This window comes from Vibrio sp. J383 (genome assembly GCF_023503985.1).
In the GTDB taxonomy this organism is placed as follows: domain Bacteria; phylum Pseudomonadota; class Gammaproteobacteria; order Enterobacterales; family Vibrionaceae; genus Vibrio; species Vibrio splendidus.
Genome location: NZ_CP097293.1, coordinates 1,039,694 through 1,059,812 on the forward strand (window position 1 = coordinate 1,039,694; position 20,119 = coordinate 1,059,812).

20 protein-coding genes are annotated in these 20,119 nt (G+C 43.7%); 12 read left to right on the plus strand and 8 right to left on the minus strand.

The features are described from left to right. Window positions 1-82 precede the first annotated feature (82 nt). The gene (gene tcdA, locus M4S28_RS04630) at window positions 83-892 is read left to right on the plus strand and encodes a tRNA cyclic N6-threonylcarbamoyladenosine(37) synthase TcdA (RefSeq protein WP_249632389.1); all 810 of its coding nucleotides are present in this window, start codon (window positions 83-85) and stop codon (window positions 890-892) included. A gap of 73 nt (window positions 893-965) precedes the next feature. Further along, window positions 966-1,394, plus strand: a complete 429-nt coding sequence (csdE, locus tag M4S28_RS04635; protein ID WP_249632390.1) for a cysteine desulfurase sulfur acceptor subunit CsdE — start codon at window positions 966-968, stop codon at window positions 1,392-1,394. A 75-nt stretch (window positions 1,395-1,469) separates the two neighbouring features. On the opposite strand, the gene csdA is transcribed toward csdE, so the two are convergent. The 3 genes from csdA to M4S28_RS04650 all read right to left on the minus strand — a co-directional run bounded on the left by csdA (window position 1,470) and on the right by M4S28_RS04650 (window position 4,564). Continuing rightward, window positions 1,470-2,681, minus strand: coding sequence for a cysteine desulfurase CsdA (gene csdA, locus M4S28_RS04640; protein ID WP_249632391.1), 1,212 nt, complete (start codon window positions 2,679-2,681; stop codon window positions 1,470-1,472). An 87-nt stretch (window positions 2,682-2,768) separates the two neighbouring features. Beyond that, on the minus strand, window positions 2,769-3,662 hold the full coding sequence (panE, locus tag M4S28_RS04645; RefSeq protein WP_249632392.1) for a 2-dehydropantoate 2-reductase: 894 nt from the start codon (window positions 3,660-3,662) through the stop codon (window positions 2,769-2,771). Between the two features lie 110 nt (window positions 3,663-3,772). Next, the gene (locus M4S28_RS04650) at window positions 3,773-4,564 is read right to left on the minus strand and encodes a nucleoside-specific channel-forming Tsx family protein (RefSeq protein WP_029222329.1); all 792 of its coding nucleotides are present in this window, start codon (window positions 4,562-4,564) and stop codon (window positions 3,773-3,775) included. Between the two features lie 585 nt (window positions 4,565-5,149). On the opposite strand from M4S28_RS04650, the gene M4S28_RS04655 reads away from it, so the two are divergent. Beyond that, on the plus strand, window positions 5,150-6,496 hold the full coding sequence (locus M4S28_RS04655; RefSeq protein WP_249632393.1) for a DUF4397 domain-containing protein: 1,347 nt from the start codon (window positions 5,150-5,152) through the stop codon (window positions 6,494-6,496). A gap of 76 nt (window positions 6,497-6,572) precedes the next feature. On the opposite strand, the gene M4S28_RS04660 is transcribed toward M4S28_RS04655, so the two are convergent. The 4 genes from M4S28_RS04660 to M4S28_RS04675 form a co-directional block, all read right to left on the minus strand. Then, entirely contained in the window at window positions 6,573-7,931 is a 1,359-nt protein-coding gene (locus M4S28_RS04660; protein WP_004735202.1) for an AmpG family muropeptide MFS transporter, read from the minus strand. Window positions 7,932-7,985: 54 nt separating this feature from the next. Beyond that, a complete protein-coding gene (locus tag M4S28_RS04665; RefSeq protein WP_249632394.1) occupies window positions 7,986-8,540 on the minus strand; it encodes a peptidylprolyl isomerase in 555 nt (184 codons plus the stop codon). Beyond that, complete coding sequence (locus tag M4S28_RS04670; protein WP_004735204.1) at window positions 8,540-9,109, minus strand: YajG family lipoprotein; 570 nt, start codon at window positions 9,107-9,109, stop codon at window positions 8,540-8,542. Before M4S28_RS04670 ends, M4S28_RS04665 begins: the two co-directional genes overlap by 1 nt. A 66-nt stretch (window positions 9,110-9,175) precedes the next feature. Continuing rightward, on the minus strand, window positions 9,176-10,327 hold the full coding sequence (locus M4S28_RS04675) for a methyltransferase (protein WP_249632395.1): 1,152 nt from the start codon (window positions 10,325-10,327) through the stop codon (window positions 9,176-9,178). A gap of 175 nt (window positions 10,328-10,502) precedes the next feature. Between M4S28_RS04675 and bolA the strand changes: the two genes are divergently transcribed. From bolA to nqrM, 9 genes are all read left to right on the plus strand, one after another. Beyond that, window positions 10,503-10,811, plus strand: a complete 309-nt coding sequence (gene bolA, locus M4S28_RS04680; protein ID WP_146457513.1) for a transcriptional regulator BolA — start codon at window positions 10,503-10,505, stop codon at window positions 10,809-10,811. Window positions 10,812-11,332: 521 nt separating this feature from the next. Further along, on the plus strand, window positions 11,333-12,673 hold the full coding sequence (locus M4S28_RS04685) for a Na(+)-translocating NADH-quinone reductase subunit A (protein ID WP_017080319.1): 1,341 nt from the start codon (window positions 11,333-11,335) through the stop codon (window positions 12,671-12,673). A gap of 5 nt (window positions 12,674-12,678) precedes the next feature. Next, entirely contained in the window at window positions 12,679-13,923 is a 1,245-nt protein-coding gene (locus M4S28_RS04690; protein WP_004735208.1) for an NADH:ubiquinone reductase (Na(+)-transporting) subunit B, read from the plus strand. After that, window positions 13,913-14,680 carry a Na(+)-translocating NADH-quinone reductase subunit C gene (locus M4S28_RS04695; RefSeq protein WP_004735209.1) on the plus strand — a complete coding sequence of 256 codons (768 nt, stop codon included), beginning with the start codon at window positions 13,913-13,915 and terminating at the stop codon, window positions 14,678-14,680. The genes M4S28_RS04690 and M4S28_RS04695 overlap by 11 nt, the downstream gene beginning before the upstream one ends. Further along, entirely contained in the window at window positions 14,680-15,312 is a 633-nt protein-coding gene (locus M4S28_RS04700) for an NADH:ubiquinone reductase (Na(+)-transporting) subunit D (protein ID WP_004735210.1), read from the plus strand. The genes M4S28_RS04695 and M4S28_RS04700 overlap by 1 nt, the downstream gene beginning before the upstream one ends. 7 nt (window positions 15,313-15,319) lie before the next feature. After that, a complete protein-coding gene (nqrE, locus tag M4S28_RS04705; protein ID WP_004735211.1) occupies window positions 15,320-15,916 on the plus strand; it encodes an NADH:ubiquinone reductase (Na(+)-transporting) subunit E in 597 nt (198 codons plus the stop codon). Between the two features lie 29 nt (window positions 15,917-15,945). After that, window positions 15,946-17,172, plus strand: coding sequence for an NADH:ubiquinone reductase (Na(+)-transporting) subunit F (gene nqrF / locus M4S28_RS04710; protein WP_004735212.1), 1,227 nt, complete (start codon window positions 15,946-15,948; stop codon window positions 17,170-17,172). Between the two features lie 174 nt (window positions 17,173-17,346). Continuing rightward, a complete protein-coding gene (locus tag M4S28_RS04715; RefSeq protein WP_004735213.1) occupies window positions 17,347-18,351 on the plus strand; it encodes an FAD:protein FMN transferase in 1,005 nt (334 codons plus the stop codon). Window positions 18,352-18,367: 16 nt separating this feature from the next. Then, window positions 18,368-18,622, plus strand: coding sequence for a (Na+)-NQR maturation NqrM (gene nqrM, locus M4S28_RS04720; protein ID WP_004735214.1), 255 nt, complete (start codon window positions 18,368-18,370; stop codon window positions 18,620-18,622). Between the two features lie 127 nt (window positions 18,623-18,749). Here nqrM and M4S28_RS04725 read toward each other — a convergent pair whose 3' ends face one another. After that, on the minus strand, window positions 18,750-19,991 hold the full coding sequence (locus tag M4S28_RS04725) for a diguanylate cyclase (protein WP_004735215.1): 1,242 nt from the start codon (window positions 19,989-19,991) through the stop codon (window positions 18,750-18,752). Window positions 19,992-20,119: the final 128 nt, after the last annotated feature.

The window sequence follows — 20,119 nt, forward strand, 5'->3', positions numbered from 1 at the left end:
CGCTAATCCCCTAGACTTTTAATTCAAGAGTGCGTATAAAACGCACTCTTTTCATTTTCTCAGAAATAAATTGGCGGCAACAATGCGTGAATTGACCACTCCAGCTTCAGAAAGCTATGACCAACGATTTGGTGGCACTCGTCGCTTATATGGCAATAGTGAAGTCGACATACTTAGAGCAGCACACGTGTGTGTGATCGGTATTGGCGGTGTAGGTTCATGGGCTGTTGAAGCGCTTGCTCGTACCGGTTTAGGTGAGCTGACTTTGATCGATATGGATGACGTGTGTGTAACTAACATCAACCGTCAGATCCACGCAATGTCGGGTACCGTTGGTAAAAGCAAAATCGAAGTGATGGCAGAGCGCGTTAAGCTGATTAACCCTGAGTGTAAAGTTAACCTGATTGACGACTTTATCGGCCCGGATAATCAGGCTGAATACCTATCGAAAGAGTTCGACTTTGTATTAGATGCGATTGACAGCATGAAAGCTAAGGCTTCACTATTGGCATATTGTCGTAGCAACAAAATCAAGGTGATCACCACTGGTGGTGCGGGTGGTCAAATCGATCCGACTCAAATCAAAGTGGCTGACTTGACTAAGACGATTCAAGATCCGCTAGCGAAGAAGCTAAAAGATACCCTTCGTCGTCATCATAATTTCCCTAAGAACCCTGCGCGTAAGTTTGGTATCGATTGTGTGTTCTCGACTGAGCAACTGAAATATCCTCAAGCCGACGGCAGTGTATGTGCTGCGAAAGCAACAGCGGAAGGTCCAAAACGCATGGACTGTGCGACGGGTTTTGGCGCTGCGACAGTGGTCACCGCGACTTTTGGTTTTGTGGCTGTTTCACGTATCGTAGAAAAGCTGATTCAAAAGCACTCTAAGTAGTTCTCTATTATTTGCTTAAGAACATTAAACCATTGTCACCTGTACATTTAGTCATAATCTATTGGATATTAAAATGATGTCATTCCCAAGCTCTCCATTCGGCACTGAAATTACCAGTGATGATATTGTCGCGAAGATGCAGACATTCAGCGGCTGGGAAGATCGTTATCGCCAAGTGATTCAATGGGGTAAGAAACTGCCAACGATGCCTGATGAACTGAAAAGTGAGCAGGTTGTAGTTTCTGGTTGTGAAAGCCAAGTGTGGCTAGTTTCTCAAAACATCGACGGTGTTTGGTATTTTTGTGCTGATTCTGATGCTCGTATCGTTCGCGGTCTGATTGCATTAGTGATGGCTGCGTATGATGGAAAAACATCAGAGCAGGTTCAAGCGTTTGATATTGATGGTTACTTTGAAAACATCGGTTTAATCACCCACCTAAGCCCATCTCGCGGAAACGGATTAAAAGCGATTGTTGCTCAAATCCAAGAGTTAAGTGCTTAATATCACTCAGATACACAGAAACAAAAAGGGTTGACGCTAAACGCCAACCCTAAATAATTTGCTACTCGCCATCCCCTAAAGCATATCAACGGCTTTTTCTATCGCAGCTATAAGCTTATCAACGTCATCCATGTTGTTGTAAATACCAAATGAAATTCGAACCGTTCCTTTCACATTAAGTGCATCCATTAATGGGTGAGCACAATGATGTCCTGCACGTACCGCGATGCCCTGCTGATCCAGTAGGGTCGCTATATCTTGATGGTGAACACCATCCATCACAAAAGTAATCACACTTGCGTTGGGTTGATATCCCAATATCTGAATATCATCCAGTTTACTGAGTGCACGGTAGGTTTCGCGCTGAAGCTGGTGGATATGATTTTCGACATCTTGTTGTGCAAAACCACTTAACCATTCTATTGCGGTGCTTAATGCTATCGCTCCCGCCACATTTGGCGTGCCCGCTTCAAATTTCCCCGGCAGTTCTGAAAAAGTGGTGCCAGAAAAAGAGACGCGATCAACCATTTTGCCACCACCGTGCCAAGGTGGCATCGCTTCGAGCAATTCAAGCTTGCCGTAAAGCACACCGATACCCGCAGGGGCATAGAGTTTGTGCCCAGAGAATACGTAGAAATCCGCCCCTAAAGCAGCAACATCAACTGGCTCATGAACGATCCCTTGCGCGCCATCAACCACCACAACCGCATTCATCTTGTGTGCTTTCTTGATGACGGCTTCAATCGGCTGACGAGAACCTGTTACGTTGGTTATCTGAGCTAATGCAACAATCTTGGTTTGTTCATTTAAAAGTGCATCAAACGCTGTGAGGTCAAATTCGCAACCCGATGTCATCGGTACTTTAACGACTTTAGCCCCGGTTTGTTCTGCCACAATTTGCCAAGGCACAATGTTGGCGTGATGCTCCATTTCGCTAACCAAGATCTCATCGCCAGTCTGAAGGGTACTTCTTGCGTAGGTTTGAGCGATCAGGTTAAGTGCTTCGGTGGCACCGCGAGTCCAAATAATCTCTTTTGACGATCTAGCGCCGATAAACTGAGCGACCTTGTCTCTAGCCGCTTCAAATTGACTGGTCGCGTTCGCTGTTAAGCTATGACTACCACGGTGAACATTGGCATTTTGTTTGGAGTAATATTGGCTAATGGCATCAATAACCACCTGAGGTTTTTGTGTTGTTGCCGCGCTGTCTAAGTAAATCAATGGTTGTTGATTGATGGTTTGTGATAGCGCAGGAAACTGTTCTCGGATGTGATTGATATCAAGCATCTATTCTTACCTAAAATCTTGGAAATTGGTGCTAGCGTTGTGCTTAGCGGTATTGTTATTTTATCGCGACTTGTTAACCGTTGCTGACTAATCTTGATGATTCCAGCGATTTTCTTGTCCTTTGACTTGGGCGAACAGTCTTTGGTTAACGGGAACGTCTATCTGATGCTTGAGTGCAGTCTTAATAAGGTAGCCGTTAATGAAGTCGATCTCTGTCTTACGTTGGTAAAACATATCTTGCTTCATGGATGAATTGTTCTGTGCCGTGGCTTGGATAACCTGTTTGACGCTTGCTTCCAATTCATTGAATGAACAAATGATCCCTTCGGCTTGCATAACCTGCGTGAGCTCTTTAACGATAGAACTCAAAATATCCTCAAACCTTTTATCTGCAAGTTCGCCATTCTTGATCTGTTCAAGGCCCGTGAGTGGGTTGATCGCACAATTGATGGCGAGCTTAGTCCAAAGCGCGGTTTCTATTTGTGGGTTCCAACGCACAGCAGGGAGAGCATCATCTAAGACATCAACTAAAAACGTACACTGTTGGCCAGTTTGGTTGAAAGCACCCAATTGAGTTTGGCCCAATCCAGTATGAGATACATTGTTACGGTCTGGTTTGAATGCAGCTTGAGTAGTCGTCGCCAATATTATGGGGTAAGCATCAATTTGAGTGGCTATCTCATCAACCGCGCCCATTCCGTTATGCATGAACATGAGAATGGTGTCAGGGTCGAGATATTGAAGCAATGGAATAGTGGCTTCTTTTACTTGCCAAGCCTTGACCGTGACGATTACTAAGTCACTCTCTGATAGCTTCTCGATATTGTTGTTACTGAAGGAAAGTGAAGCTTGTCCATCAAGCGATAAGTCAATTGAGTTATCAGTGGAACGACTCCACAAAGACACATTATGACCAGCTTGAGAGAGTTTGATAGTCCACAAAGAGCCGATAGCTCCAGGCCCAATAATTGAGATGTTCACAGCAATACCGAGATAAGAAAGTAATGCTGCAAGGATAGCGAGGCATTAAATGAAAGCAATAAAAAATGGCACCCGAGGGTGCCATTTAGGAAACTTTCTTAGAAGTTCGATTAGAACTTGTAAGTTACCGCTACGTAGTGACCGAAGCCTGTCGTTTTACCTGCTAGGCCGTCATCTTTAAGACCGTAAACGTCTTTGTAGCCTTTAAGGCCGTAACCAACAGCAAAACGGTCTGAGTGCCAGTAAAGGCCGTTAAACATAACGCCGCCATTTGATGTTTTCAGCGCTTTATTATCATCATCCATACCGAATTGGTAATCGATGTAACCTTGGTAAGAGATGAACGAACCGTTCTCGAAGAAGTAGAATGGTTTGAACCAGTTAGTCGAGATTTGGTAGCCGTTCCAGTCTTTTTCGTTTGAATCGTATGTACCGTATAGGTTTAAGCCAATCTTGCCTAACCAAGGAACCATTACGTCAGAGCCAAGACCAACTTTTTGAGTGTTAACGCCAGAGTTACCACCCCATTCCATAAGCGTAGAAACATAAAGCTCTTGAACTGGACCGAAAGATAGATCTTTACCAGTTAGGCCATCTAGAGACATACGTGGTGCAAATTTCATGAAGATTTTTTCTTGACCATCTTTATCACTGCCTGGATCAGACGTTAGGTTGAATACATCAACGTAACCGTATAGATCGAAGATTCCAGAGCGACCACCAAACTCCATCTCTAGGTAATCATGAGTTGATTCGCCTGGAAGTTCGTCAATAGCACCCATAAGGTTGAACTGCATCCATTTGTAGTCGTTTTTATGGATGTCGCCGTCAGAATAATCAGCTGCCATTACTGGAGCAGATGTTGCTGCAATTAGGCCAAGAGCTAAAAGTGATTTACGCATAATGGAACTCTCTATGTTTAAAATAAGTAACCCGCTAATCCGTGCGTGTTTGTATGTCCGAATGCCGAGCATAATAGCGATTTTGTTCTCAAATAAAAGTGAGACAGAGTGAAAACTATAATTATTATGGTGAGGTTGATCACACTAACGATCTAAATGATGGAACTTTAAGATGGCAATGCATCTTGATGCACCTCTATTTCTATTGATTTTGTGAAACTCGATTATTTTGTGGATAAATAGGTGAAATACTGTGCTAAGCAAACGATTCTACTAATTAGAGTGACATGCATATCAAAATCAACAGTATTCCTTTCTAAGCGTTTTCTCTTTTAAAATGACTCATTCAAACCTCCTTTCAATCTTGTCTTTGATCTATTTTTGACCAACTGCGTAATGATGTTGGAATCAATTGATGAACAACTCATGTGATGACTGACTAGGAATTTCAACCTAGCTACTTTTTGAATCACGGAGAATTAAAGACAGTTCACTGCACTAGATTTTGAGACAATTTTTAAAGATTAGTTATTGGACTAATCATTTGTGTGACGAACTGGTCTAACTTTTTTGGAGAGAAGACCGATGAAATATTCACCAGTACTCGCGGTAGCGATGTCAGCCCTGTTCATTGTGGGGTGTGATGATGACGATGAACCAACAACTCAACTACAAGCTGTACATGCATCGCCAGATGCCCCGTTGGCTAACGTTATAGTAAATAGTCAGGCTCGTTGGAGCGATGTTGATTATGCTCAAGCATCCGGATATGCCTCAGTAGATCAAGGCCAAACCACTCTGCAAGTCGATGTCCAACTCCCAGGTGACGCAGTAGCGACTGTGATTCCGCCAAGCCAATTCGATTTGAGCGGTGATCTAGATTACACCGTAATGGTGGTCGGCGATGCTGATGGTTCTAATAACCCGGTTGAGGCTTTAGTTGTTACAAGGCCTGCTGAGGGAACGGCAACAAGTTCAAGTTTAGATGTGCAAGTTGTTCACGCGGCAACAGGGGTTGGAGATGTGAACTTATATGTAACGGCACCGAATGATCTATTGGGCGCTCCGCTTGGTACTCTCGGTTATAAGGACTTTACTGACGTACTCAATATCCCAGCAGGGCAATACCGAGTGAGATTAGAAACCGTGAGCGGTAGTGCTATTGCTTTTGACTCTGGAGAAATCACTCTTTCTGGCGGTAGCGAGCTAACGATTGCGGCGGTGCCAAGAGCTGATTCAAACAGTGCATCTCCGGTGAAGTTGATGGTGATGGATGGTCAGGGTTCATCTTTAATCTACGATATGGCAGAAAAGGCAGAAGTGAGAGTGGGGCATTTGGTTGATGGTGCACCTGATGTCGATGTGTTCGTTAACTCTACTAAGTTTGCTCCTCTTGATGCTCTGATGTTTAAAGAGATTCGCGGCTTCCTAGACTTGGCTGCAGGTAGCTACGATATTGATATTTACGAAACTGCAACGACGACTCCAACATTTATCGATGTTGATGGTTTAGCTGTATTTGCTGGGATGGATTACAGCATTTATGCAGTGGGTACGTTAAGTCCACTCAATTTGGAACCACTCGTTGTTCCTGAAAACCGTCGCCCGGTTGCGACCAGTGCGGTGTTAAACATTACCCATGCGGCGGCAAACCCAGTTGCGGCATCGGTTGATATCTACTTGACTGAGAACGTGGGAATATCTGGTAGCACTCCGGCATTAAGTGATGTGAAGTTCAAAGATTACGCGAATGGTATTTATGTGGCAGCGGGATCTTACTACGTGACAATTACTGTAGCAGGAGACCCAACTACTGTTGCCATTGACTCTGCGCCTGCAACTTTGGCTGACGGTGTTGTTTATCAAGTCGTCGCGATTGATGACTCGACGGGAACTGGTTTTAACTTAATCGTAAGTGATACAACAGATTAGCGTTTAATTCTCTGCTCGCAGAAAGTAAAAGAGGGTAGCCCAGTGCTACCCTCTTCTCTTTTGTTTTCTTTTACTCTTATTCGTGGTTTTTTTTGGCTTTTTCTAATAAATCAGTGAAAAAGTGGCGTAACGAGTAGAGCATGATCAAGCTTGGAATTACCATTAATGATGTCAGTATAAAGAAGGTTGACCAATCATTGAGGAAGTCGACCAACTCGCCACTGAAGGAGGCCAACGTCGTTCGACCGAAATTCCCCAAGGATGCGAGCAAGGCATATTGTGTTGCCGAGAAAGCTTGCCCGGTCAGTAGCGTTAAGAAGGAAACGAATGCCACTGTCGAAAAGGCGGTTGTGAAGTTATCGACAATAATCGTTGCTAAGAATAAGTTTTCATTGGGTCCTACTTGAGCAATCCATGCAAACATTAGGTTGCTGGCTGCCATTGCTACGCCGCCAATCATTAGCCCACGTACAATTCCAAATTTCACATTGAAGACACTGCCTAGCAAGGTGAAGAATATTGTTGCACCCCAACCAATTAACTTGGAGTAGTGGCCGATTTGTTCATTGCTAAAGCCGATCTCTTTATAGAAGGGAATCGACATTCTGCCTAAGAAGGCTTCACCTATCTTAAACAGGAATACGAACAACAGAAGTGTAATAGCAACTTGAACACCGTTTCGCTTAAAGAAATCGTAGAAAGGTTCCAACACTGTAACGCTTAGCCAGGCCACAACTTTAGAGCCCACAACTTTATTATGGCGCTGTTGTGCTTCTTTTTGTAATGCTTCACGTTGTGTTGTTGGTTCTCCGACAAACAGGGTGAATAGCATCAGAATGATAACGACACCGGCCATACCGTAATAAACACCATTCCAACCTATGGTATCGGCATTGATAAATGCGAGATAACCAGGAAGAGAGTAGCCTGTCCACCATCCCATCACTGCCATTGCGGATGCTTGCGGTAATTTGGTAGATTCAGATTTAGGAAATGAATCAATACGGAAGGCATCAATGGCTATATCTTGGGTTGCCGACGCAATCGCAATTCCGAGAGCCAGCATTGAGGTGAACATCAAGTCATTGGCAGGGTTAACCCCGGCAATGAACAGCGTGCAGATCAATACAAAGCTTTGGCATAGAAATATCCAACTGCGTCGTTGGCCCAATATCGCATGTAGAATCGGCAGTTTGACTCGGTCTACCAGTGGTGCCCAAAGAAAGTTAATGGCATAGACGGCAAATACACTACCGAAATAACCGATAGCAGCACGAGTTAATCCTGCATCTTTTAGCCAGCCTGACATGTTAGAGCCGATAAGAACCCAAGGAAAGCCACTCGAACAACCCAACATAAACACCCAAAGTAGGCGTTTATCTAGGTAGCTACGGAAAGTCTGCATCCAAGAAAGAGAGGGAGTGCCAGATGACATGGGGCGTCCTTGTATAGAAAAACGCCCTTAAGAGGTTAAGGGCGCTGTATGAGATTACTTAAGAAGTGTTACTTTGTTGATGATGATAGGGTCGGCTGGGATATCTGACATGCGGCCCATTCGCTTAGTCGGAATGGTTGCCATCTTTTGTACGACATCAAACCCTTCAGTTACCGTGCCAAAAACAGCGTAGCCCGGGTTACCACCTTTTGCATTCAAGAAGTCGTTATCCGAAAAGTTGATAAAGAACTGACGAGTCGCAGAGTCTGGCGCGTTAGTGCGAGCCATTGCGATCGTTGCTGTATCATTCTTTAGACCGTTACTGCCTTCATTTTTGATTGGGGCATAAGTCGCTTGTTGATTCATGTCTTGATCGAAGCCGCCACCTTGCGCCATAAAGCCAGGAATAACACGGTGGAAGATAGTGCCTTCGTAGCTGCCGTCTGCCACGTATTTTAGGAAGTTTTCAGTACTAACCGGAGCTTGCTCTTGGTTTAGCTCAATCGTGAAGTCACCTAATGTTGTTTCAACGTTCACTTTAGGGCCTGCCCAAACGCTCACGCTCACGCTCACCAGCATTAATGCAATAGAAGTTAGAATACGGCTCATTAGAAACGTTCCTTCATGTAGTTTTGTAGTTCAGGGTCGTTCGCAATTTCAGTAAGAACCAAGTTGATCACATCGTTAAGAACCATTGAGATGTCGTCGTTTGAAGCACTTAGCGCTCCAGTACGAGTTGCGGTACCGTTGAATGTTTTAACTAGCTTACCTTCAGGTGTCTCGGCCGTTACTTCAAGCGTTACTTTACCGTCCATTTTGTTTTCCATAATGGTGTGTTCTACGGTAACAAGTGCTTCTTGAATCTCTAAAACAATGGAGTTTTCACTGTTTACGCTTGCTCGAAAACCTTGAGACTCTAACTGTTGAGCTACTGCGTTCTCTAGCGAAATACGCATGTTTTGTTTAGCGTGAATTGGCTGAATGTTTGAACGGCCACTATCAACCAAGGCTACATATTGAGCGGCACGAACATCTTTACTGGTTAGTGTGTATGTTTTGCCTTGTACAAGGTTGCTTGAGCTTAGTGAAGCTTCTGGCATTACATTGATCTGTTCTTGCTGAGGGGCAGAACATGCTGTCAATGCCATAATAGAAGCAGCCAAAATCAGTTTTTTCATTCCTTTATCCTTTCTAAATTCACACCAGAAGCTCGGTATCTTAAATTCTTGTGAAGTCGTTTCTGCTTATTTATTAAAATTCGCAGGCTCTCTTGTTGCTTGTAATATCTCAAATTTTTGGTTTAGTTCAAGCGTTTCAACGTTAGCTTCACCAAATAGTCTTGCTAGTTTGACATCGTATCCGAGGTGTCGGTTGCCAATAACAATTAATTTGCCTCCGTTGCTAAGAACATGCTTTGCATCACAGAACATTTGCCATGCAATGTGGTCTGTAATCGCTTGTTGCTGGTGGAACGGAGGATTACACATAACTAAGTAAGTGCTGTTCTTCTTGAAGCCATCTAAACAGTTGTTGGCGATGAACTGGAAGTTGCCTTCTTCACCAAGGTTATCCTTGACGTTTTGGCGCGCCGATTCCACCGCCATAAAGCTTTCATCCACACAGGTGATACGAGCTTGTGGGTTCAATTGCCCAGCTTTTACACTCAATACACCGTTGCCACAGCCTAAGTCGATAATATGACGTAGCTCAGGATCTTGAGGGATGTGCTCTAGCATATAACGAGCGCCTTGATCGAGTGCTTCCCCTGAGTAAACATTTGGTAAATTTTTCAGGCGGATATCTTCACCGTCTACGTCCCATTCAACATAAGGTTCTACTGTTTGAATCGGTTGGCAGTTTGGAGAAGAGAACACAAGGCGATGCTTTTTCTTAGCCAGAGAGGTTTTGGTTTCACCCAGATATTTTTCAAACAGGTTAAGTGTTGAAGTGTGGATCTCTTTTACTTTATTCACACCAATCACTTGGCTGCCTTCAGGCAGTGCTTGGCGCAACTGGCTCAACTGCCATACTAGGTGGCGGTTAGTTTTTGGCAATTGCATGATCACAAGGTCGATACCGTGTGGAATATCATCCATAGTGTTTAAAAAGTTCACACGGTTGCTTTGATTACGTTGCAAGTTTTTTAGCGTTCCGCGATGAGATATAAAAGAGTCACTCATCATGGTCACGTCATGATCTTTGGAGAACCAAGCGGATAGGGCACCAAAACTGTCGTTCATGATCAGAATGTGTTTACCAGGTTCAAGATTCATCTCTTCAACATGGCTAATCAGGTATTCGTCGCCGGCATCCCAAGCTTGAAGGGTTTCATTTGAACGATTGGGGAAACGATTTAGGGTTAAAGTTCTATCGTGAAGGGTAAGTTCAGTTTTCATTGCTTGAGATACTTATGTAAGAAATAACAAAGATATTGTCTCAAATGCAGCCTGAACAAGATATAAAAAACTCGACTAAACCCCACGAGTCAGCGATGAAATACTCAGACAGTCGGTTAGTTAGGGTTTATACTGGAGCGACAGATAATGCCAATACGCTATTTAAGGAATCACAATGATCCAAGAAGTTATCGAAACAAAATTGCACAATGAGTTTTCACCAAGTCATTTAAACGTGGTGAATGAGAGCTATATGCACAATGTTCCGGCTGGTTCTGAGAGTCATTTTAAAGTGATTGTTGTCAGCGATGTGTTTGAAGGTTTACGTCTTATTGCTCGTCATAGAGCGGTAAATAAAGCACTATCAGAAGAGTTAGAGAATAATATTCACGCACTATCCATTCACACTTATACAAAAGATGAATGGATGAAGCAGCTAAATAACGTGCCAGATAGCCCGATGTGTATGGGTGGTGGTAAGTAAGATAATTAACCCACATAGAAGAGGCGGCTAGACCGCCTCTTTTGTCTCAAAATCTATCTGTTTTCTGTTGTTATATCACTCAAGCTGATGGTAAATTGACCTGGCAAAAATACCTACAATGAGTAATGTTTTTATTAACAGTGTTTCAACATAACACGTAAAATATTAGTTTGTGACAGAGTATTAATCTCTTGTTTAAAACACGTTCTAAAAGCCATTCTATCTGTGCGGCTCGTCAAATTTATACATATTTGAGAGTCCATATGCTTCAAATCTCACCAAATAAAGGCCGTATTCAAGTTATTGGTCATGGCATCAAGTTGTCAAAAAATGCTAGAATATGGCACCTGATAAATCTCACATAATTCTTGTGATGAGTTTATTAATGTATTGTTGCGATTTTGGTATCTCAAATTTACCAAAACCGGACACTGTAATGTCGTGTCTAAGGGCGATTTTAAAACGTCCCGAATTTACGCAATTAAAAGAATCTTTTTCCCGATAAAGTAGTGCAAGTGCGTATGATTACAATAAAGAAGGGTTTGGATCTTCCTATCGCAGGAACTCCATCCCAGGTGATTAATGATGGTAAGTCCATCACTAAAGTCGCCTTGCTTGGCGAAGAGTACGTTGGTATGCGTCCTACGATGCATGCTCGCGTTGGTGATGAAGTGAAGAAAGGCCAAGTTCTTTTTGCAGATAAAAAGAACCCAGGTGTTGTATTTACTTCTCCAGCAAGCGGTAAAGTTATTGAAGTGAACCGTGGTGCTAAGCGTGTTCTTCAATCAGTAGTGATTGAAGTAGCAGGCAATGAGCAAATCACGTTCAATAGCTATGAAGCTAACCAACTAGTAGGCCTTGACCGTGAAACGGTTAAAGCTCAGTTAGTTGAGTCTGGCGCATGGACCGCTTTGCGAACTCGTCCGTTCAGCAAGGTTCCAGCAGTTGATTCTGAAACTCAGGCTATTTTCGTTACTGCTATGGATACTAATCCGCTAGCAGCTGAGCCAGAATTAATCATTAACGAGCAGTCTGATGCTTTCGTTGCTGGTTTAGATCTTCTTTCAACTCTGACTAACGGTAAAGTGTACGTTTGTAAAAAAGGTACTAGCTTACCTCGTTCAGCTCAGTCTAACGTTGAAGAACATGTTTTTGATGGCCCACACCCTGCAGGTCTTGCAGGCACGCATATGCATTACCTGTATCCGGTAAATGCACAAAATGTAGCGTGGAGCATTAACTACCAAGACGTGATCGCATTCGGTAAGCTTTTCCTTACTGGTGAGATTTACTCTGAGCGCGTTGTTTCTCTGGCTGGTCCAGTAGTTAACAATCCTCGTCTAGTTCGTACTCAAATTGGTGCTAGCCTTGAAGAGTTGACGGACAGCGAGTTGATGCCAGGTGAAGTTCGCCTGATCTCAGGTTCAGTGCTATCTGGTGTTCACGCTTCAGGTCCACATGCTTACCTCGGCCGTTACCATCAACAAGTTTCGGTTCTTCGTGAAGGTCGTGATAAAGAGCTATTCGGCTGGGCTATGCCTGGTAAGAACAAGTTCTCTGTTACTCGTTCATTCCTTGGTCACGTGTTTAAAGGTCAGTTGTTCAATATGACAACGACAACGAACGGTAGTGATCGCTCTATGGTTCCAATTGGTAACTACGAGAAAGTAATGCCATTAGATATGGAGCCTACTTTGCTGCTTCGCGATCTATGCGCTGGCGACGTTGATAGTGCACAAGCACTTGGTGCGCTAGAGCTAGATGAAGAAGATTTAGCACTGTGTACCTTTGTATGTCCTGGTAAGTACGAGTACGGTCAGTTACTTCGTGAATGCCTAGATACAATTGTGAAGGAAGGGTAATTTTCATGGGCCTTAAAAAGTTTATTGAAGACATCGAGCATCATTTTGAACCAGGTGGTAAACACGAAACGTGGTTTGCGCTTTACGAAGCAGCAGCAACACTTTTCTACACACCAGGTACTGTTACAAAGAAAAGCTCGCATGTCCGTGATAGCGTTGATTTAAAACGTATCATGATCATGGTTTGGCTTGCGGTATTCCCAGCAATGTTCTGGGGTATGTACAACGCAGGTGGTCAGGCTATCGCAGCACTAAACCACATGTATTCAGGTGCAGAACTAGTTTCTATCATTGATGGTAACTGGCACTACTGGCTAACCGAAATGCTTGGAGCCTCCTTAGGGGCCGATGCAGGTTGGGGCAGTAAGATGCTCTTGGGTGCGACTTACTTCTTACCTATCTACGCAACGGTATTTATCGTTGGTGGTTTCTGGGAAGTACTGTTCTGTATGGTGCGTAAGCACGAAGTCAACGAAGGTTTCTTTGTTACTTCTATCTTATTTGCGCTTATCGTTCCGCCAACGCTTCCTCTATGGCAAGCAGCACTAGGTATTACCTTTGGTGTTGTTGTTGCGAAAGAGATCTTCGGTGGTACGGGTCGTAACTTCTTGAACCCTGCTCTTGCTGGTCGTGCGTTCCTGTTCTTTGCATACCCTGCACAGATTTCAGGTGACGTAGTTTGGACTGCTGCAGATGGCTTCTCTGGTGCAACTGCTCTTAGCCAATGGGCTCAAGGCGGCGGTAGTGCACTAATGAACGTAACATCAGGTGAAGCAATCACTTGGATGGACGCATTCATTGGTAACATTCCAGGTTCTATCGGTGAAGTTTCAACGCTTGCACTCATGATTGGTGCAGCAATGATTGTTTACATGGGCATTGCTTCATGGCGCATCATTGCGGGTGTAATGATCGGTATGGTTGCAGTATCAACACTATTTAACGTGATTGGTTCTGACACTAATGCAATGTTCAGCATGCCTTGGCATTGGCACCTAGTTCTAGGTGGTTTCGCATTCGGTATGTTCTTCATGGCGACTGACCCAGTATCAGCTTCATTTACCAATAAAGGTAAGTGGTGGTACGGCATCCTAATCGGCGCAATGTGTGTAATGATTCGTGTAGTTAACCCTGCATACCCAGAAGGCATGATGCTTGCGATTCTATTCGCAAACCTATTTGCTCCTCTGTTTGACCACGTTGTAATCGAGAAGAACATTAAGCGGAGACTAGCGCGCTATGGCAAGTAATAACGATAGCATTAAAAAGACGCTGTTTGTTGTTATCGCATTGAGCCTAGTGTGCTCAATCATCGTTTCAACAGCTGCAGTTGTTCTTAAACCTAAGCAACAAGCTAACGCAGTTCTGGATCAGCAAACTAAGATCCTTGAAGTTGCGGGCATTGAACTTGCGGGTAATATCCCAGCACTGTACGCAGAGAACATCGAACCTCGTCTAGTTGATTTCGCTACTGGCGATTTCGTTGACGGCGACGCTGCTGCATACGACCAACGTAAAGCGGCAAAAGATCCAGCTCAGTCAATCAAGCTTTCAGCTGAAGATGACATCGCTAAGATCATTCGTCGTGCTAACACGGGTACGGTATACCTGGTGAAAGATGGCGCTGAAACTTCTAAAGTTATCATCCCTGTTCACGGTAACGGTCTATGGTCAATGATGTACGCATTCGTTGCGGTAGAAACTGATGGCAACACAGTTTCTGGTATCACTTACTACGAGCAAGGTGAAACTCCTGGACTTGGTGGTGAAGTTGAGAACCCAACTTGGCGCGCTCAATTCGTTGGTAAGAAATTATTCGACGAAAACCACAAACCTGCTATTCAGGTTGTTAAAGGTGGCGCTCCTCAAGGTTCTGAGCACGGTGTAGATGGCCTTTCTGGTGCAACACTGACCAGCGTTGGTGTTCAACATACATTTGACTTCTGGTTAGGTGATATGGGCTTTGGTCCGTTCCTAGCAAAAGTTCGTGACGGAGGTCTGAACTAATGTCTAGTGCAAAAGAAATTAAAAAGAGCATCTTAGCGCCTGTGTTGGATAACAACCCAATCGCGCTACAGGTTCTTGGTGTGTGTTCTGCTCTTGCGGTAACCACTAAGCTAGAAACTGCATTTGTTATGACTATCGCGGTAATGTTCGTTACTGCTCTGTCTAACTTCTTCGTTTCTTTGATCCGTAACCACATTCCTAACAGTGTGCGTATCATCGTTCAGATGGCAATTATCGCATCATTAGTAATCGTGGTAGACCAAGTGCTTAAAGCATACTTATACGATATCTCTAAGCAGCTATCTGTATTCGTTGGCCTAATCATTACTAACTGTATTGTAATGGGTCGTGCTGAAGCATTCGCAATGAAGTCTGCGCCAATCCCATCTTTCATCGATGGTCTTGGTAACGGTCTTGGCTACGGTTTCGTTCTTATCACTGTTGGTTTCTTCCGTGAGCTTCTAGGCTCTGGCAAACTATTTGGTATGGAAGTACTACCTCTAGTGAGCAACGGTGGTTGGTATCAGCCAAACGGCTTGATGCTTCTAGCACCTTCTGCATTCTTCCTAATTGGTTTCTTGATTTGGGCAATTCGTGTGTTCAAACCAGAACAAGTAGAAGCGAAGGGGTAAGGTAGTCATGGAACATTATATTAGTCTGCTAGTTAAATCGATTTTCATCGAAAACATGGCGCTTTCTTTCTTCCTAGGTATGTGTACATTCCTAGCGGTTTCTAAGAAAGTTAAAACTTCTTTTGGTCTTGGTGTTGCGGTAGTTGTAGTACTTACAATCGCTGTTCCTGTAAACAACCTTGTTTACACACACATCCTAAAAGAAAATGCACTTGTTGCCGGTGTCGATTTAAGTTTCCTTAACTTCATCGCATTCATCGGTGTTATCGCTGCACTTGTACAAATCCTAGAGATGGTTCTAGACCGTTTCTTCCCACCTTTGTACAACGCACTAGGTATCTTCCTTCCATTGATCACAGTTAACTGTGCAATCTTTGGTGGTGTATCTTTCATGGTAACTCGTGACTACAACTTTGCTGAATCTGTTGTTTACGGCTTCGGTTCTGGTGTGGGTTGGATGTTAGCTATCGTTGCTCTTGCGGGTATCCGTGAGAAGATGAAGTACTCTGACGTACCTCCAGGTCTACGTGGCCTTGGTATCACGTTCATTACTGTTGGTCTGATGGCGTTAGGCTTTATGTCTTTCTCTGGTGTTCAACTGTAGGGTAAGCACCCAGTAATAAGGAATAACAAATGCAAAGCATTATTCTTGGCGTAGCGATGTTTACCATTATTGTATTGGCTCTAGTACTAGTGATTCTTTTCGCTAAGTCTAAGCTAGTACCATCAGGTGACATCACTATTGCTGTAAACGGCGACCCTGAAAAGGCGATCGTTACTCAACCTGGTAGCAAGCTACTTGGTGCCCTAGCTGGCGCTGGTATCTTCGTATCGTCTGCTTGTGGTGGCGGTGGCTCTTGTGGTCAGTGTCGTGTAAAAGTTAAGTCTGGTGGTGGCGACATCCTACCAACTGAACTTGATCACATCACCAAAGGCGAAGCTCGCGAAGGCGAACGTCTAGCATGTCAAGTTGCTATGAAAACTGACATGGAGATTGAGCTAGACGAAGACATCTTTGGTGTTAAGAAGTGGGAATGTACAGTTATCTCTAATGATAACGAAGCTACTTTCATCAAAGAGCTAGCACTTGCTATCCCTGAAGGTGAAGAAGTTCCATTCCGCGCGGGTGGTTATATTCAGATTGAAGCTGAACCACATCACGTGAAATACGCAGATTACGATATTCCTGACGAATACCGTGGTGACTGGGATAAGTTCAACTTGTTCCGTTACGAGTCTATCGTTAAAGAGCATTCGATTCGTGCTTACTCTATGGCTTCATACCCAGAAGAAAAAGGCATCATCAAGCTTAACGTGCGTATCGCAACTCCACCGCCAAACAACCCTGACGTAGCTCCTGGTGTGATGTCTTCATACATCTGGTCTCTTAAAGAAGGTGACAAATGTACTATTTCTGGTCCATTTGGTGAGTTCTTTGCTAAAGACACAGACAATGAAATGGTATTCATCGGTGGTGGTGCAGGTATGGCGCCAATGCGTTCACATATCTTCGACCAACTTAAGCGTCTTAACTCTACTCGTAAGATGTCTTACTGGTACGGTGCACGTTCTAAGCGTGAGATGTTCTACATTGAAGATTTCGATGGCCTAGCGGCTGCAAACGAGAACTTCGTGTGGCACTGTGCACTGTCTGATCCTCAACCAGAGGACAACTGGGACGGTTACACAGGTTTCATCCACAACGTATTGTACGAAAACTACCTGAAGGATCACGAAGCTCCTGAAGACTGTGAGTACTACATGTGTGGTCCACCAATGATGAACGCGGCTGTTATCGGCATGCTGAAAGATCTTGGTGTAGAAGATGAAAACATCCTACTAGATGACTTCGGTGGTTAATCCATTTAAGTGATTGATATTATGGCTGACTCTTACGAGTCAGCCATTTGTTTTTCTAAGACCACTCGTGACAACAAACTGGCTTATATAAGAAAGAGTAAGGCATTTAAAATACCTATTTTTTACTCTTATTTTTCCTTATATAAATCCTTAACCTTAAACAGGAGTAAGCAAGTGAGAATTTGGCTTGTTGCATTAACTTCTTTGATTTTTCTTGCGGGCTGTGATCAGGCAAGAGAGCAAGTGCATTTAAGTGGCCCGACAATGGGTACCAGTTACAATATCAAGTACATCAATGGTGATGAATTTCCTGAGTCTAACGAAGTTCATACCGAGATCGACCGTCTGCTTGAAGAAGTGAATGATCAAATGTCGACCTACCGTGAAGACTCAGAACTGAGCCGTTTTAACCAGCATAAAGGTGCCGATGCATTCGAAGTATCTGAACAAACAGCTACTGTTGTGAAAGAAGCGATTCGTTTGAACGGTCTTACTGAAGGTGCATTGGATGTTACGGTTGGACCATTAGTTAACCTTTGGGGTTTTGGTCCTGAAGCGCGTCCTGAAGTGGTTCCATCAGATGAAGAGCTTGCGGCTCGCAAGGCTAAGGTTGGTATTCATCACTTAAGCGTTGAAGGTAATAAGCTAAGCAAAGACTTGCCTAACTTGTATGTTGACCTTTCAACTATCGCAAAAGGTTGGGGCGTTGATGTTGTTGCTGATTACCTTGATTCCATTGGTATTCACAACTACATGGTAGAAGTCGGCGGTGAAATCCGTTTAAAAGGCCTTAACCGTGAAAGTGTGGGTTGGCGTATCGCCATAGAGAAGCCAACTGTCGACGAGCGCAACATTCAAGAGATCATCGAGCCTGGTGATATGGCGATCGCAACATCTGGTGACTACCGTAACTATTTTGAGCGCGATGGTGTTCGTTACTCACACATCATTAACCCTGAAACAGGCAAGCCGCTTCATCATAAAGTGGTTTCTGTAACCGTTTTAAACCCGTCTTCAATGACTGCAGATGGTTTATCTACAGGCCTTATGGTCTTAGGTGAAGAAAAAGGACTGGAAGTCGCGAACCAACATAACATCCCTGTGTTCATGGTGGTAAAAACAGCAGATGGCTTTAAAGAAATTGCTTCTGAAGCATTTAAGCCATACTTAGGTAAATAAGGTAAGCGAGATAATTATGAATACATTTCTGATTACATTTGGTGTTTTTCTTGCAGTAATCGCAGCGATGTCTATTGGCTATATTATCCAAAAGAAAGTTGTGAAGGGTAGCTGTGGTGGCTTAGGTGCTGTTGGTATTGATAAAGTATGTAACTGCCCTGAACCTTGTGATGCGCGCAAAAAGCGTGAAGCACGTGAAGCATACCGCGAAGAGAAACTGGCTGAGCGTCAGCAAAAAGAAGCTTCTTGGAATAAAGATCGTATTGCTTAATTGCGATTAGCAGCAATAACGATTAGCAGCGAAACCTGCTCCCAAAAAAACAAAGAGCCCAAGGTTAACGCCTTGGGCTCTTTTCATTTTAAAGGCTGACTCGGTTCGTGCTCTAGAAAAGCAGGAACTACTCATTAACGCGTTGAAGGGTATTGCGAGCGCATATCAACTGGTTTCGACCTTGCTTTTTCGCGGTATAAAGTAGCTCGTCTGCTGCTTTGATTTGCTCGTCTAAAGAGCCTTCTTGGTCGGTCACGCCAATGCTCATGCTCACTTTAATCACATGTGAATCATGCTGTACTTCATGATTTTCAATTGCGACTCGCATCGACTCCAAGGTCTCTATAAAATCTTCAAATGGTTCGCATGACTGAATGCAAAACTCTTCGCCACCGAAGCGAACTGCTAAATCATCTTTAAAGTGCTCTTTGATGATTTTACCAACCTCAATTAATACCGCGTCACCACCATCGTGGCCGTAGGTATCATTCACCTTTTTAAAAAAGTCGATATCCATCATAGCGATACTGCGATGTTCGCAGCCTTTGCATGTTTGATTGAAAAGGTAGCGACGGTTCCAAAGTCCGGTCAGAGCATCCTCGTTTGCATGACGAAACAGTTCATTAGTCGCTTCTTTCATGTCTAGCAATTGGTGAATACGGCAGAAAAATTCTTCTTGGTTAAATGGCTTATAAAGGAAGTCGTTGGCGCCAGCTTTAAGGAAGCGAGCGGTCATTGTGCGATCATCACTGCCAGATAGGCCGAGAATAGCGAGTTGATTACGATCGTGTTGGACTCGAATATCACGGGTCATCGAAATGCCATCTTTATTCGGCATGTCATGGTCGGTAACGACAAAAGTGATATCAGGATCGTTTTGGAGGAGCTCTAGTGCTTGCTCTCCATCTACCGCTTGAATCGTTTGAATATATTGATGCTCAAGAAGTTGGACAACATATCGACGAACCACAGCAGAATCATCAACTACTAAGGCTTTATGGTATCGGTTATTCGAGATTCGATTAACCAGAGGAAGTAAGTAACTGACTGACGACATGCTGTCTTTAAGGATGTAATCAAGCACACCTTTTGCGAGTACTTGCTCTCGAAGTGTGTTGTTGAACATACCCGTGAGCACAATGATTTTTTGTTGATAGCCGAGTACCAAATCAATGATCTCGCCATCTTGGCCATCGGGTAAGCAGTAATCGAGCACCGCACACAAGAAATCCGTCTCTTGCTCTAAGATAGCTTTGGCTTCTGCTACAGATTCAGCCAGTGAAACATCATAGCCATCGTTTTTAAATTGTTGGTACAGGTAGTTTCTGAATGCACGACTGTCCTCTACTACTAGTATTTTCTCACTCAAAAGCTATCCCTACTTATAGACTAAATACTCCTTAACAATACTATCAGAATATTAGGCGGCTATTGAAGAGAAACCTGTTGAGCTGGACTCCAGATCATTTTAAATTTGAGAATAATTGATTATACTGT